10 protein-coding genes and 1 tRNA gene are annotated in these 15,997 nt (G+C 36.4%); 9 read left to right on the top strand and 2 right to left on the bottom strand.

Translation table 11 applies throughout. From position 1 onward, the window contains the following. The first annotated feature begins 53 nt into the window (after nucleotides 1–53). The 9 genes from CDH49_RS15745 (at nucleotide 54) to CDH49_RS09950 (ending at nucleotide 12,336) form a co-directional block, all read left to right on the top strand. The gene (locus CDH49_RS15745; RefSeq protein ID WP_193434727.1) at nucleotides 54–509 is read left to right on the top strand and encodes a hypothetical protein; all 456 of its coding nucleotides are present in this window, start codon (nucleotides 54–56) and stop codon (nucleotides 507–509) included. A gap of 15 nt (nucleotides 510–524) precedes the next feature. Beyond that, on the top strand, nucleotides 525–2,156 hold the full coding sequence (locus CDH49_RS09915; RefSeq protein ID WP_239970640.1) for a glycoside hydrolase family 43 protein: 1,632 nt from the start codon (nucleotides 525–527) through the stop codon (nucleotides 2,154–2,156). A 59-nt stretch (nucleotides 2,157–2,215) separates the two neighbouring features. Next, nucleotides 2,216–3,589, top strand: a complete 1,374-nt coding sequence (locus tag CDH49_RS09920) for a glycoside hydrolase family 43 protein (protein ID WP_100615359.1) — start codon at nucleotides 2,216–2,218, stop codon at nucleotides 3,587–3,589. A 147-nt stretch (nucleotides 3,590–3,736) separates the two neighbouring features. Further along, nucleotides 3,737–5,494 carry a glycoside hydrolase family 2 protein gene (locus tag CDH49_RS09925; protein ID WP_239970641.1) on the top strand — a complete coding sequence of 586 codons (1,758 nt, stop codon included), beginning with the start codon at nucleotides 3,737–3,739 and terminating at the stop codon, nucleotides 5,492–5,494. Beyond that, a complete protein-coding gene (locus CDH49_RS09930; protein WP_100615360.1) occupies nucleotides 5,491–6,423 on the top strand; it encodes an alpha/beta hydrolase in 933 nt (310 codons plus the stop codon). The genes CDH49_RS09925 and CDH49_RS09930 overlap by 4 nt, the downstream gene beginning before the upstream one ends. 131 nt (nucleotides 6,424–6,554) lie before the next feature. Then, a complete protein-coding gene (locus tag CDH49_RS09935) occupies nucleotides 6,555–8,663 on the top strand; it encodes a beta-galactosidase (protein WP_100615361.1) in 2,109 nt (702 codons plus the stop codon). Nucleotides 8,664–8,773: 110 nt separating this feature from the next. Further along, complete coding sequence (locus tag CDH49_RS09940; RefSeq protein WP_100615362.1) at nucleotides 8,774–10,408, top strand: alpha-L-fucosidase; 1,635 nt, start codon at nucleotides 8,774–8,776, stop codon at nucleotides 10,406–10,408. Between the two features lie 21 nt (nucleotides 10,409–10,429). Next, nucleotides 10,430–11,920, top strand: a complete 1,491-nt coding sequence (locus CDH49_RS09945; protein WP_100615363.1) for an alpha-L-fucosidase — start codon at nucleotides 10,430–10,432, stop codon at nucleotides 11,918–11,920. Nucleotides 11,921–12,262: 342 nt separating this feature from the next. Then, a tRNA-Arg gene (locus CDH49_RS09950) sits at nucleotides 12,263–12,336 on the top strand. A gap of 73 nt (nucleotides 12,337–12,409) precedes the next feature. Here CDH49_RS09950 and CDH49_RS09955 read toward each other — a convergent pair. Beyond that, on the bottom strand, nucleotides 12,410–15,274 hold the full coding sequence (locus tag CDH49_RS09955) for a glycosyl hydrolase 115 family protein (protein WP_100615364.1): 2,865 nt from the start codon (nucleotides 15,272–15,274) through the stop codon (nucleotides 12,410–12,412). Between the two features lie 272 nt (nucleotides 15,275–15,546). Next, entirely contained in the window at nucleotides 15,547–15,978 is a 432-nt protein-coding gene (locus CDH49_RS09960) for a PH domain-containing protein (protein WP_100615365.1), read from the bottom strand. Nucleotides 15,979–15,997: the final 19 nt, after the last annotated feature.

The following is a 15,997-nucleotide window of genomic DNA, read 5'->3' on the forward strand; positions in this document are numbered from 1 at the left end:
AGGCGTTGATGTTGTAAAGCCTTTGTTATAATTACACAATAGCATATCGACGAATGAAGCATATAATATCCAATAATACAAATCATAAATATAAGTATAAACACAACAAAGTGAAGATCTTAAATTCATATAAAAGACAATATTTTACAAAACAAATAGTATTAGTATTTATACTATTTATAAGCTTTTTTTCAGGATATGCACAAAATGGCATGGAAAGAAAACAGTTATTTGATTATGACTGGAAATTCTTTTTAGGCGATGCTTCTGAAGCAAAGACAAATGATTTCAATTATTCAGACTGGCGTAAACTTGATTTGCCTCACGATTTGAGTATCGAAGGGAAAATTCATACCGACCTATATGTGGGCAATATCCGCAAAGCTTGGAAGGGACGTGCTTTGGTTGTGATAAAAAGTAATAGAAATTCAGGTGAAATTAAATTATTGGTAACATCCAATGGATTGGAAGAGAAAAGTATAATTATTAAGTCAACGCAAAGCAATTAATATATCAGAATACCAATGAAACAGACAATATCTTCTATTATTAATTTAATCTTTTATCCCATGAAAAAAAATAAGCTCATTTTAACCTTCCTTGTTTTGCTTATTCAGGCCGTTGCTTTGGCGCAAGCCACTAATCCCATTATTTTTGCTGATGTGCCTGATATATCGATAATCAGAGTTGGTAAAAATTATTATATGGCCAGTACGACCATGCACATGAACCCGGGTGTGCCCATTATGAAATCTACAGATCTTGTCAATTGGAAACTGATCAACTATGCCTATGATACTTTGGCAGATTTGCCAGCGCTAAATTTGGAACAAGGAAAAAACATCTACAGCAGAGGTTCATGGGCAAGTAGTCTGCGCTACCACAAGGGGATGTATTATCTAACCACTTTTGCACATGACATACCAGGTGAAACCTATATTTTTAGAACAAAAGATATAGAAAAAGGAAACTGGCAACGAGTATCTTTTAAGCCATCCCTCCATGACAGTTCTTTGTTTTTTGATGATGATGGCAAGGTATATTTAATTTATGACGCAGACAGGCTTAAAATTGTTGAATTAAATGACGATCTAACAGGAATTAAACAAGGCGTTCCGGAGCGAGTTCTCATCGAAAACGCCAGTGCACCAACAGGAAAAGAAGTAGGCCTTGCAGCTGAAGGATCTCAATTATTTAAAGTAAATGGGAAATATTATCTATTTAATATTTGTGCGCCACGTGGTGAAATGCGAACTGTAATTATACATAGGGCAGATAATATCAACGGTCCCTGGGAAGGAAAAGTTGGCTTTCAGGATAGAGGAATTGCTCAGGGCGGATTGATAGACACTCCCGATGGACGTTGGTTCTCTTATCTTTTCCGTGATTTTGCTGCTGTTGGCCGCGTTCCTTATCTCGTTCCTGTCAAATGGGAAGACGGTTGGCCTGTATTAGGAGAAAACGGCCGAGTTCCGGAAACATTAGACCTGCCAGCCAGTAAGGGTTTGATTCCGAATTTGGTTGCTTCTGATGAATTCAACCGAAACAAAAGACAAGCAGCACTACCTTTAGTATGGCAATGGAATCATAATCCGGATAACAAACTTTGGTCAATAAAAGAAAGAAAAGGATTCCTGCGCCTCAAAACAGGAAGAATCGACACTGATTTTCTTCAGGCCAGGAACACACTTACACAACGCACTATTGGTCCAACCAGCTCAGCTTCTGTTGCTCTGGATGTTTCCAAAATGAAAGATGGCGATTTTGCCGGATTCTCAGTTCTCCAAAAAAAGTATGGATTAGTGGGGGTTAAAATTGATGCGGGTCAAAAGTCGATAGTAATGATCACTACTGATAATGATAAACCTGTCGAAGTAAAGCGAATTCCATTGGATCAAGACCAAATTTACTTCAGAATCGATTGCGATTTTACCGGCATGAACGATGAAGCTATTAGCCTTTACACTCTTAATGGGAAAGATGAAGCTAAATTCTCGTACAGCTTAGATGGAAAAGTCTGGAATCCTATTGGAAATATATTAAAAATGAAATATGACATTCCACATTTTATGGGCTATCGTTTTGGCTTGTTTAATTATGCAACAAAAGAAATAGGCGGTTATGCTGATTTTGATTGGTTCAGAATTAAATATTAAGATAAATTATCAATAACTATTCAAACTAACGGAGAATTTATATAAATTAAATAACTAAAATGAAACATACCTATAAACTTATAGCCACACTTATAACTGTCATAAATTCTTCCATTGGAGAAGCACAAAATCCTATTGTGCAAACCAATTATACAGCAGATCCGGCACCAATGGTACATAACGGGACAGTGTATCTTTATACAAGTCATGATGAAGACGATGCCAATGCCGATGGCAAGGGTTTTAAAATGCTCAATTGGTTGCTTTATACATCAACCGATATGGTCAATTGGACAGACCATGGAATAGTTGCTTCTCTAAAAGATTTTAGTTGGGCAAAACAAGATAATGGTGCCTGGGCAGTTCAGTGTATTGAACGAAATGGTAAATTTTATTTATACTGTCCCATGCATGGCGGAGGTATAGGAGTTTTGGTTTCAGATAGTCCTTATGGGCCATTTAAAGATCCTATAGGAGGTAAACTTATCAATCATCATCCTTGGAACGATATCGATCCTACGCCGTTTATTGATGACGATGGTCAGGCGTATTTGTTTTGGGGAAATCCTGGCTTGTTTTACGTAAAACTGAATGAGGATATGATATCCTATTCGGGTGAAGTTAAACAAATACCCAATACTATAGAATCTTTTGGTAAACGTGAAGGAGAAAAAAATGATATAAGACCTACGACTTATGAGGAAGGCCCCTGGTTATATAAACGTAAAGATCTGTATTACTTATTTTTTGGCGCAGGGCCCATACCGGAACATATTGGTTATTCAACCAGTAAAAGTATACCAGGACCTTGGAAATATCAAGGTGTTGTCATGCCTACACAAGGAAATTCTTTTACCAATCATCCCGGCATCATTGATTTTAAGGGAAAAAGCTATTTTTTCTATCACAATGCAGCATTGCCAGGAGGTGGCGGTTTTACTCGTTCAGTTTGTGTAGAAGAGGTCACGTTTAATAAAGATGGTTCAATCGTGCAAATGAATATGACAGAAGATATCAAACAGAGTTTAAGTCCATTAAATCCTTATGTCAAAACGGAAGCAGAAACTATTGCTTGGTCTGAAGGAGTGAAGTCAATGAACGATAGTGTGGTTGGCAATTTTATTACGGCAAAATACAATGACGCTTTTATCAAAGTAAAAGAGGTGGATTTTCGTAAAAAAGGCGCTTCGAAATTCACAACAAGAATAGGCACAACGCACAGCGGAAATATTTCTATGGAAATACGATTGGACACTAAAGACGGAGAATTACTTGGAACCGTTAATGTACCAATGACGGCAGGGAATGATAAATGGACAGTACAAACAATTGATATTAAAAAAGTGTCAGGAATCCACGATTTGTATTTTGTTTTTAAAGGAGAAGTCGAGACCGACATTCTGTATTTTGATTATTGGAAATTTCTAAAATAAACGTTTACTAAAAAAGCTATGCAAACTGCTTGTATTTTAAATTTAAAATAATTGATTTTTCAGAAAAAATAAATATATATAAAGCAAATGATAAAAAGAAGCAAATTTTTAAAATGTTGGAGAATATGGTCTAAAGCAAATTTTTTAATGGTTTTGCTCTTTTCCCTTTGGATTAATCATTTACAGTCCCAAACAGCAATGGTCAATATTGAATCTCGAAATTTGACAAGTTTAAATGGTGACTGGCAGGTGATTATAGATCCATTAGGAGCAGGGGACTGGAAAGAGGTCTGGAAGGAAAAAAAGCCTCAAAATAAGACGGACTTTATTGAGCATTCTTTTGATGGAGGCCCCATGTTAAAAGTACCTGGCGACTTTAACTCGCAACTATGTGAACTCACTTATTTGGAAGGCAATGTTTGGTATAAAAAAGTATTCAATTATAAGTCTGACGAAGAAAAAAGGTTATTTCTCCATTTTGGGGCAGTAAATTATTTAGCAAACGTCTATCTTAATGGTGAAAAAATTGGAAGCCATGAAGGAGGATTTACCCCTTTTCAATTCGAAATTACTGATAAAGTAAAAAATGGAGATAATGTTCTAATCGTTAAAGTAGATAACAGACGTTTAAATAATGGCGTACCGAGTGCGGGATATGATTGGTTTAACTATGGCGGGATTACCCGTGATGTTAATTTGATTGAAACCAATAGCACTTTTATACAAGATTATTTCATTCAACTAAAAAAAGGCAGCTTAAATAACGTATTGGGATGGGTAAAATTAGATGGAACAAAAGCAAAACAAAAGGTTACAATTAAAATACCTGAGCTTAATAAAGTCCATAAAACAAAAGCAAACGATGATGGTTATGCCAGTGTTGCGTTTGCTTCGAATTTCAGTCTTTGGTCTCCACAAAATCCTAAGCTATATAAAGTCATCATTGAAAGTGAAACTGATGTGGTTATAGATAGTATTGGGTTTAGGAGTATTGAAGTTCAGGGAAGCAAAATAGTACTTAACAAAAAAGACGTTTTTTTGAAAGCAGTAAATATCCATGAAGAGAATCCGTATAAAGGCGCTAGAGCACATTCAAAAGAAGATGCCTTTATACTATTGAATGCGGCCAAAGAATTGGGATGCAATTTAGTTCGTTTGGCCCATTATCCTCACAATGAAAATATAGTTAAGGAGGCTGAAAAAATGGGATTGATGGTATGGAGTGAACTTCCCATTTATCAATTCATGCAGTTCTCAGATAGTGTTGTTCCACAAAAAATGGAGACCATGCTCAAAGAGATGGTTAGCCGGGACAAAAACCGCAGTAGCGTTATTGTCTGGAGTCTGTCAAACGAAACATATCCGGGTACACCAAACCGAACTGAGGCTCTCATTGAACTCACTCAAAAATGCAAGACATTGGATTCAACCCGATTGATTACCCATGTTATAAATTCGCAATCTTATACGAATAATTCATTCATCGTTAGGGATGAACTTTACAAGTATTCCGATTTGGTTGCCCTTAACGAATATATAGGATGGTACCTCCCATGGGAAGGAAAACCTTCTGATGTGACATGGAATATTTCTTTTCCCAACAAGCCAGTGTTTATTTCTGAATTTGGAGGCGAGGCTGTATATGGAAATGATACAGAACCAACAGATGAAGCTGCCAACTGGACGGAAACATATCAGAAACAAATTTATCAGGATCAAATAGAAATGTTCAATACAATTCCTAACTTAAGTGGCGTGTGCCCTTGGCTATTATTCGATTATAGATCATTGGGAAGAATGAACCAAGTTTATCAAAAAGGCTATAATAGAAAAGGGCTCTTATCTGAAAAAGGAGAAAAGAAGAAAGCATGGTATATCATGCAGGATTATTTTAAAACAAAATGAAAATTAAAAGTACAAAGGAAGTATTGACCTTTATCTGCCTGATAATAGTTTCGGGTAATTTTTTTGGTCAAAGTAAGGTTATTGATCTTTGGAACGGAAAAGTTCCTGGAGCAATTATCAATACGGAATACAAACAAATTGTTGATTCAGCAGATAATTGGACAAAGATGCGATTTGTTACGAACCCTACACTTGATATGTATCCCGCTCCTAAAGAAATGGCAACGGGTACGGCAGTCATTATATGTCCGGGCGGTGGTTACTGGGGGCTTGCCATTGATCATGAAGGAGTGCAGGTAGCCAAATGGTTGAATGGTTTGGGGATTACCGCTTTTGTATTGAAATACCGATTGCCCAATGATGCTCTTATGGTTGATAAATCTTTGGGTCCTATGCAGGATGGACAGGAAGCGATTCGTAGTGTGCGCCGTATTGCAAAAGAATGGGGTATCGATTCTACAAAAATTGGAATCATGGGCTTTTCAGCAGGTGGACATCTGGCATCCACACTATCAACTCATTTTAATGAAAAAGTATATGAAGTAACGGACTCTACCAGTGCCCGTCCCGATTTTTCACTATTGATTTATCCAGTCATATCTATGGAAGAAGACATCACGCATAAAGGTTCTCAAGTGAATTTATTGGGAGATAATCCATCTATAGAGCGAAAAAAGCATTTTTCAAATGAGTTACAGGTAAATGAAGAAACACCACCGGCATTTCTGGTTCATTCCATGGATGATGGAGCGGTACCAGTGCAAAATAGCATTGGGTATGCATTGGCCTTGAAAAAATACCATGTTCCTTGTGAACTACATATTTATCAATCTGGTGGCCATGGATACGGACTTGGAAGAACGGAAAACACGGAGTCTTCATGGCCAGATGCTTGCAAAAAGTGGCTTAGAGCGAGGGGTTTTCTATGAGTAAAAGGATGAATTCAAATATGGAAAATCAAAATGGAATGATGGCAAAAGATTCCTCTCGCAGGGAATTTATTAAACTAAAAAAGGAAAGCATAAAACTTGAAAATTAAGATAAATTGAAATAAAGCAAAATGAAAAACAATTCTAATCAGATAAAAATTTGTAAAACATTATTAATTCTGGTAATGATAATTGCGGGATGGCATGTGGAATCGCAAAACGCCAACAGGTTTTTTCCAGAAAAAGACCTCATAACCACAGGTATCTATTATTACCCCGAACATTGGAACGAAAACCAATGGGAACGCGATATTAAAAATATAGCGGATATGGGATATGAGTTTGTGCATCTCGCTGAGTTTGCTTGGTATAAAATGGAACCCGTTGAAGGCACATTCAATTTCACTTGGTTGGATAAAGTTGTGAATCTTTGCGTAAAAAATAACTTAAAAATAGTTATGTGTACGCCTTCGGCAACCACACCAACATGGATGCGCGTCAATTATCCTGAAACGTTTATTATGGATGGCCATTATATTCGTGCAGAGAATGGTACCCGGGGGTTAGGATCTACCGTTAATCCTAAATACCGCATGTTTGTTGAGAGGATTGTTGCTGAAATAGCTAAACGTTATGGACAGAACAAGAACGTGGTGGGATGGCAAATTGACAATGAACCACCGGCAATTGCTGATTATAGCCCAGATTCCCAAGAAGCATTCAGAAAATGGTTGAAAAATAAGTATCAAACTATAGAAACATTAAATACCGTTTGGGGAACAGCCTTTTGGAGCCAAAGGTTCAATAGTTTCGATGAGGTTGTAATACCTAATACCAACTTAGTAGGGTGGTGGGGCAATAACCCTCATGCGTTACTTGATTTTAAACGTTATTCAGCAGATTGTCAGGCCAATTTTCTTGATTTACAAGCAGGGATTTTAAGGGAGCATATTTTAAATAATCAATACATAACAACAAATTATACGGCCATATCTACCAGTGCTGACCCAAGAAGAACTAACAAACTTGATTTTGCCGCTTATACGGCCTATCCTAATGGAGGAAGTAACAATATCGGCGAACAGGGTTTCAGATTAGGGGATGGTAAAGCCATTCTTTTTGCATCCGAATATTATAAATCGGTTGGGGGTATTTCAGGAGTTATGGAAATTCAACCTGGCCCCGTTAATTGGGGGAGCTATAATCCTTTACTACTACCAGGTACAGTGCGTATGTGGCTTTACCACACCTTTGCAGCAGGCGGTAAATTTGCCTGCTCGTATAGATTTCGTCAAATTAATTATAGTTCTGAGCAGTATCATTCAGGTATCATGAAGCCAGATGGGGTAACACCTTCACCAGGAGGTGAAGAATATATGCAATTTATGAAGGAGGTAAAATCACTTCGTAAGCAATACAAACCTAATAAAAAGATGCCTGAAAAATTGGCGGCAAGATCAACAGCCATTCTTTGGAACCTTGAGAATTATTGGGCTATTGACAGACAAAAATTGACCCATCAATGGGATTCATGGGGCTATCCTGTTAAGTTTTTGGAATTAGGCAAATCTCTTGGAGCTCCTTCTGAAGTGATTTCAGAGGAAACGGATTTCTCAAAATATAAATTTTTGATTGTGCCAGCTTATGACCTGATAGATTCAGTTTTGGTTAAAAAATGGAAAAATTATGTAACTAATGGGGGGCATTTGATTTTAACGTGCCGTACCGCAACAAGAAACCGTGAGGCGCATATCTGGGAAGGCGAATTGGCAGCACCAATTTCTGATTTCATAGGCGCACATATTGAGTCCACCGATATGCTTTCATCTTATAAAAATGGAGACGTTTTAATGAATTCTACCCATTACAATTGGAATAACTGGGCCGATTTGCTTACGCCTGAAAAAGGAACAGAAGTGCTTGCAACCTACAACGACCAATTTTATAAAGGAAAAGCCGCTGTAGTAAGACATAAAATTGGGAAAGGTTCTGTAACATACATTGGTGTAGATACGGATGATTCAAAATTGGAAAAAGATATTTTAAAGAACATTTATAAGGATGCTGGAGTTACTACGGAAGACTATCCAGAAGGAGTTTACGTCTATTGGCGCGATGGATTTCATTTTGCGGTGAATTATTCATCCGAAATCTACAATATGAACATTCCCGAATCTGCAAAAATCCTTGTTGGTGAAAAAACCATAAAACCTGCAGGAGTTGTCGTTTGGACAGAATAGTAATATTTATTTTCTTTCCAAGGAAAGAGAAGTGATATTTAAAAATTTTAAGTATTCCCCAATCATAAAAGATTGATAATAATATTCAAATACATAATTCAAAGAAACAAATGAAAATTAATAAACTAATAATTTTAGGGGTCTTGTTCCCATTGAGTGTCATGTCTCAGGAAAATCCTCAGGTAATTGTTAATACAGACCAAGAACCTGTCGCTTCAGGAAAGTTCAGTCCAACATGGGAATCCCTTCAGCAATATGAAGTGCCCGAATGGTATAGCAATGCCAAGTTTGGAATCTGGGCACATTGGGGACCACAATGCCAGCCCGAGCAAGGCGACTGGTATGGCAGGTTTATGTATGATGAAGGAAGTGATCAAAATAAATGGCATGTCGAAAATTACGGACATCCATCTAAAGTAGGCTTCAAAGACGTTATCAACGATTGGAAAGCTGAGAATTGGGATCCGGAAAAATTAGTCGCCCTTTACAAAAAAGTAGGTGCCCAATATTTCTTTGCTATGGCAAACCATCATGATAATCTGGATTTATGGGACAGCAAATACCAAGAATGGAACTCGGTTCGTGTTGGTCCAAAAAAAGATATCGTCACCGGTTGGGCAGAAGCAGCCAAAAAATATGATCTTCCTTTTGGGATAAGCGTGCATGCTACTCATGCATGGACTTGGTTTGAAACTTCACAACGTTCGGATATAAAAGGCGGGTTTGCAGGGATTCCTTATGATGGAAAACTGACCAAAGAAGACGGTAAAGGCACTTGGTGGGAAGGTCTGGATCCTCAACAACTTTATGCCCAAAACCACCAACTTAGTAAAGGAAGTGAAGATGATATTAAAGCTTTATGGGGACAATGGCATTGGGAAAACGGCGCATCCATTCCAGATCAGGAATTTTGTGATAGATTTTACAACCGCACCATGGAGCTGATTAATAAATACAACCCAGACTTGCTTTATTTTGACGATACAGCGCTTCCTCTTTATCCAGTAAGTGATGCAGGGCTAAAGATCGCCGCACATTATTACAATAACAACATGGCTACCCACAATGGCAAGCTCGAAGCTGTTTTATTTGGAAAAGTGTTAACAGAACAACAAAAACAATGTATGGTTTGGGACGTAGAACGTGGGGCACCAGATAAAGCACAACCCGATGCATGGCAAACATGTACCTGTATTGGTGATTGGCATTATAATAGAGACTTATATGATAGGAATGGTTATAAATCAGCGCAAACAGTCATTCATATGCTTATTGATATTGTGAGTAAAAACGGAAATTTACTTTTAAATATTCCAGTTCGTGGAGATGGATCAATCGATAATAGAGAAGTTGCCATTCTGGAAGGCATTGGTGCTTGGATGGATGTGAACAAAGAAAGCATTTTTGATACACGTCCATGGAAAATTTATGGCGAGGGTCCTGCAACGGATTCTATAAACCCTATTGATAGTCAGGGATTCAATGAAGGGAAAGTAAAATTATCAGAAAAAGATATTCGCTTTAATCAGAAAGGGAACATTCTTTATGCAACGGTGCTTGGCGTACCAGCCGAAGACATCATCATAAAATCATTAGGTAAAGCTGGTCATTCAAAAATCAAAAACATAGAAATTCTAGGAAGTAAGGAAAAACTCAAATGGCAGCAAAAAGCGGATTCGTTAGTGATTAATAAACCCAAGTCGTTTCCTAATGAAGTTGCTGTGGTGTTTAAGGTATCTTATTAGTGGTTGCATAATATTTAAAAAATGAAAAAAATAATTTATCTTTTAATGGGACTAACCACTATGGGTTGTGCTATAAAAAAAGAGAAAAAAGAACAACCAAAATACCAAGCTAATTGGGAATCTTTATCGGAATATGAAGCAGCAGCCGATTGGTTTAAAGATGCCAAATTCGGCATTTATGCACATTGGGGCGTTATGTCGGTTCCTGCTTATGCAAATGATTGGTACGCCAGAAACATGCATATAGAAGGTACAGATGAATATAAACACCATGTAGAAACATATGGCGAACCATCTGCATTTGGATATCATGATTTTGTACCCATGTTTAAGGCTGAAAAGTTTGATGCTGATGCTTGGGCTGATTTATTTGAAAAATCCGGGGCTAAATTTGCGGGTTTAGTTGCTGAGCATCATGATGGCTGGTCTAATTGGGGAAGTAAAATTAACCCATGGAATGCTGTAAATATGGGACCAAAACGCGATGTTTATGGCGAATTAAGTAAAGCCATTCATAAAAAAAACATGAAATTAGTGGCCTCTTTCCATATAGCCAGAAATCTTCAACTGTATAAGGATGAACCAGAGAACTGGCTAAAAAGTATTTCATATTTTCCGTACAATCCTAATATGCCAACATCTTCAGAGGATCCACTTTTGGCAAAAATGTACGGCAATATTCCTAAAGAAACATTCTACAAAGATTGGCTCGGCCAACTTAAAGAAGTCATAGATAATTATAGCCCAGACTTAATCTATTTTGATAGTCAAACCCAAAAAATACCGGAGAATTACAAAAATGAATTTGCGGCATATTATTTTAATGATGCCGTAGCTAAAAACAAACAAGTCGTTTTTACTCATAAAGAAGGTGAATTTCCTAAAACGGTAAGTCTAGAAGATTTTGAAAAAGGCCGTATGAACAAAATTACCAAAGATTTCTGGTTGACCGACGAAACTGTTTCAGTTGGTAGCTGGAGTTATACCAATACATTAGGATTAAAAAAAGCTGATGAAATCATACATATTTTAGCTGATATTGTGAGTAAAAATGGTGCTTTAATGCTTAATGTGTCACCAATGGCAGACGGTACTATTCCGCAAAACCAACAAGATGTTTTATTAGAAATAGGAGCTTGGTTAAAAATAAATGGGGAAGCTATTTATGGTAGTCGTACTTGGGATGTATTTGGTGAAGGCCCAACAAAACAAGAAAAATCAGGTATGTTCTTAGATAAAATAACATATACGCCACATGATATTCGCTATACGAGAAAAAAAAATACTATTTATGCCATAGTTTTAGGATGGCCTGGTAATAACATGCCGATAACGTTAACCTCATTTACAACAAAAATTTTAGGTGATAATATCCCCAATATTAAACGTGTTTCAATATTAGGACACAAAGGCGAAGTCCCTTTTTTATTAGATACTAACGGAGTGCATTTTAAAACACCTGAACAAAAAATTGATGACAAAGCTTTTGTGGTTAAAATAGAAACGAAATAAATTTATGAATGCCTCAGTGATCTATTTTTTTGTAAAAGCAAATATATAAGCTTACAAAGTAAAATCATTTGAATTATTAAAATACAAGCTTAGTCATTTGATTTTTAATGCATAATGTAACAGGATACAATTAGGTTGAAATTCATATTAATTTATCTTGTTTTATAAATAATACTAATTTATATTTGCACCGCCTTAGTTTAAGGCTAAAACTAAACAAAAGTTCTTATTTAATAGGTTCCATTTTTGGTTAAAAAGCATGGTTATTGATTGCTAACTTGTTAATTATTAATAATATTAAGTAGTAAAAGCTTAATTGCTGTTACAATATTTTTGAGTTAAGGGCTCTTAGCTCAGCTGGATAGAGCACCTCCCTTCTAAGGAGGCGGTCAAAGGTTCGAATCCTTTAGGGCTCACAAAAAACCTCACTAGTCTTAGTGAGGTTTTTTTGGTTTTATAACTTTTTGTTTTGTTTCATAAATTTTTATTCTAAGGATTTACGAAAACACTTTCTACAGGTCCCAAATAACTTGGTTTTAATCCACCAGCATCAATTACAAATTTCTGGAAAACGAGACCTGGATCTATCATCCATACTTTAAGGGTATGCTTGCCAGGTTTGATTGCTTTATGTGTTGATTGTTTTTTTCTAATGTGGTCTGTTACAGAATTATTCCACCAATCTGGATATTCCCAATCAGGTTTTGTGTCTTCTTCATTCACATTAATGATTTGTGGTTGTTCATCATCAATAGCAATGGCATATTTTAACCCTTCATTCTTTTTATAGTTTAATAAAGGGGATAAATAGGTTTCAATTTTTAAATCACCTCCATCAAAAACCGTAAAAACGTATTCTAAACTGGGAGACGTTTTACTTGGTGTTTGTCTTTCTGCATTTGCAGGTTCAATCGTTACGGAAGCATTGGTTCTACCCATGTTAGGAACTACGGTCCAATTGATTGATTTAGAATCGAGTTTCTTAGTATAATTTGCAGCTTCAATAGAAACCACTCCATTGTTTTCTATAAAACCAACGGCAATAGTCAAATCGTTACGGATAGGAACCTCTACTTTGTATTTCCTTCCAGCACCAGATATCACAATTTCAGATGTATTAATCCCTTTAGGAGCTTTATCCCAATCGATAGAGACAAAAACTTTTTCTTCATGTGTCACAGTTCCTTTTTCAGAAGATAGTTTTACCCAATTGTCCTTTGCTTGTAGGGAATAATATAACTTATCACTTCCCGTATTAAAAATCTCTAGATAGTAGGATTGATTATTTATGGGATCGAACTTGGGAAGGCTAGTGGCAAACAAACCAGAGCGGCTAAAGCGACCCCTGCCAACACCATGTTCAGCAACATAGCCAAGTCCAGCAGTATTAGGGACTTGGATATAAGTTACCTCGGGCATTTTATTTACCGGAGGGTTGCTCCAACTATTGTAACCAATGCGTGTTTGCGACATAAAGTGGTTCCATTTACCATCGGATAAGGTCTCGTGGTAGTATTTGTTAAGGTCTGCATCTTTAAAAAAGGTTTCTTTTACTTTGTCTGCATAAAGATTTGTTGACGCTCTATTTTGACTGGCATATAATTTATTTTTGCCAGTAGAAATATACATCTCATTTAGATTTTTTAAGGCTTCAATAGGGTAATGGACTAATTGATAGTATGCCGATTTATAATTTTTGGAAAGTTTGTCATAAATGGTTTTGCTTCTGTCAAGAAGTTGTGTGTACTCTTCTAAAATTCTATCAGCTTCCCTGTAATTATCCAAACTATAGGTGTCGGGTTTTAGCATTTCGGGAGTTCGTCTGGCGCTGTATTTTGTACTTAGGGCTAAAATTTCAGCGATGTCTATCGCGTGATCACTTCCAAATTGTTGATCTGACCAATTTAAATAGTAGTTAGGTAAATCGGAAGCTTTCATCTCAGCATCCCAACCAAAATCAAGGAAAAAACTAATGGGTAATTCCATTGGTTTTAAGTCACCTACGTTAACAATCCATAAATCTTTCACGCCCCATTCGTAAGCTAAATTCATTTGTTCCCAAACACGTTCAATTTGCGTCACATTTAACCATCGATAGGACACAGGACCTCCAACAAAATCGAAATGGTAGTAAATGCCATACCCGCCTTTGTGATTCAAATCTTCTTTTTTAGGTAGAATACGGATATTGCCCCAGTTATCATCACAAAATAAAATGGTAATGTCGTCATCAACGCGCATGCCTTTATCGTAGTAATCTTGTACTTCCTTGTAAATGGCCCACACTTGTGGTGTTTGTTCCGCAGGTTTTCCTGTGACATCAGCAATGATTTGTCGTTGGTCTGAAATGATGTTTTTTAACAAATCTACCGCCGTGTTTTCACTCATGGCTTCATCGCCATCACCACGCATTCCCATAGTAACGACGCTTTCATGGTTTCCCATACGCTCAATACCGCCTCGCCAAAATTTTTGAAGTTCTGCTTTGTTGGTTTCGTAATTCCATGCGCCACCGCCGTTAGCGCCCCATTCTTCATGGGCACGCATCATGGGTTCATGATGGCTGGTAGACATGACGATACCATATTCATCCGCAGTTTGTGCATTTAAAGGATCCTCAACAGCAAAAGCTCGTGGTTGCCACATGGCTGGCCATAAATAATTGGCCTTGTTGCGTAAAAGTAATTCAAAAACTTTCTCGTAGAATTCGTGATTAAAACTACCGAATGTTTCCTGGACCCATCCCGTTAAAGCGGGAGCTTCGTCATTAAGAAAAATACCTCTGTATTTTACCGATGGCCCTTTTGAAACGAATTTTTCTTTTTTAACAAAGAGGTTGTCGCTTTTTTTAGCTGCCACATCTGCCCACCAATGCCACGGGGAAACGCCTATTTCTTCTGAAATGGTAAATGTTCCGTAAGCAGCACCTCGTTTGTCGCTACCAACCACTACCAAAGCTTCTTTTACATTGGGCAATGGATTCTGAATGGTTTGAATAATGAATCTTTCCCATTGACCACGTATGGCATCCACATTTAATTTTTTGGAAGCTATTAATTGATCAATTATAGCACTGCTTCCAATAGTTCCAATAATGATTAAATTACCTGTAGCTTGGTTGCTTGAAGATAAAACTTCGGGTTTTTTACCCGTCACTTTTTCAATATCACCAGCAAGAAATGTGGCCGATTTTTGAATCAATATATAATCTGACGGATCATATAAAATGTTTGCAGTTGTAGTTCCTTCTACAATTGAAAAGTACTGTTTTTTGTTTTTAACGTTACTACTTACTTCCATTTGGGAATGCAATACTGATGTAAATAGAAATAGAACAATTAGAAAATGTCTCATGGTTTAAAATATAATAGTTGGTTTATGGCTTAAATTAATAGTAAGTAATTTTCTAAATAAGAACATACATTTAAGCATTAACAAGGTTATAAAAATTCATTCTAAACAGCGTTAAATAAATGTGAAAAAGATATCAAATATGAAACATGCACTTTAAAAAATTATCACTAATGCGATAAAATCTATCATTAAAATTTTTAGCTGATGTAAGTATCAATTTCACTTCTTTAATCTCTCATTTTGTTTCCAATGTAGAAGTCGGAAACAAAGCTTTAGTTTTCAGTAATATGATTCTTGATATTCGGATTGATAAGCGTTAAATCTTTAGCCAAAGTAACCTTGTCTTTGGGAGATATAATGATATCATCGAATTTGGCATAGGTAATCTCAATTCTGTCAAGTGAAGGGGCGGGAGAAGATATGAGGCTATTTGTTTTTGAGATGGTTTTTATCTCATGAATGCTTATACTTTTGGTATATAGGAATCCGCATTTAATTTTGAGTACATCATTGTCAATCCAATATTCAGTCCCCAAAAAGATATTTAAAATAAAAAGATAAGAAGGAACTAAAATTGCTATTAAGACATAAAACTCTTTATGAATGCCATTATTTATAGCTCCAAAGATTAAAGGAATAAAAAACAACAAAAATATCACAACCAACATGATATAAGATACTTTGGCTTGATATTTTTTGGTCATAATAAGGTTTTTAATATCA

It is taken from the genome of Confluentibacter citreus, assembly GCF_002807055.1.
In the GTDB taxonomy this organism is placed as follows: domain Bacteria; phylum Bacteroidota; class Bacteroidia; order Flavobacteriales; family Flavobacteriaceae; genus Confluentibacter; species Confluentibacter citreus.

Coding starts and splice junctions, on each gene's coding strand:
- CDH49_RS09955 (WP_100615364.1), bottom strand. CDS start 15,274: ATGAGACATTTTCTAATTGTTCTATTTCTATTTACATCAGTATTGCAT.
- CDH49_RS09935 (WP_100615361.1), top strand. CDS start 6,555: ATGAAAAACAATTCTAATCAGATAAAAATTTGTAAAACATTATTAATT.
- CDH49_RS15745 (WP_193434727.1), top strand. CDS start 54: ATGAAGCATATAATATCCAATAATACAAATCATAAATATAAGTATAAA.
- CDH49_RS09915 (WP_239970640.1), top strand. CDS start 525: ATGAAACAGACAATATCTTCTATTATTAATTTAATCTTTTATCCCATG.
- CDH49_RS09930 (WP_100615360.1), top strand. CDS start 5,491: ATGAAAATTAAAAGTACAAAGGAAGTATTGACCTTTATCTGCCTGATA.
- CDH49_RS09945 (WP_100615363.1), top strand. CDS start 10,430: ATGAAAAAAATAATTTATCTTTTAATGGGACTAACCACTATGGGTTGT.
- CDH49_RS09940 (WP_100615362.1), top strand. CDS start 8,774: ATGAAAATTAATAAACTAATAATTTTAGGGGTCTTGTTCCCATTGAGT.
- CDH49_RS09925 (WP_239970641.1), top strand. CDS start 3,737: ATGGTTTTGCTCTTTTCCCTTTGGATTAATCATTTACAGTCCCAAACA.
- CDH49_RS09960 (WP_100615365.1), bottom strand. CDS start 15,978: ATGACCAAAAAATATCAAGCCAAAGTATCTTATATCATGTTGGTTGTG.
- CDH49_RS09920 (WP_100615359.1), top strand. CDS start 2,216: ATGAAACATACCTATAAACTTATAGCCACACTTATAACTGTCATAAAT.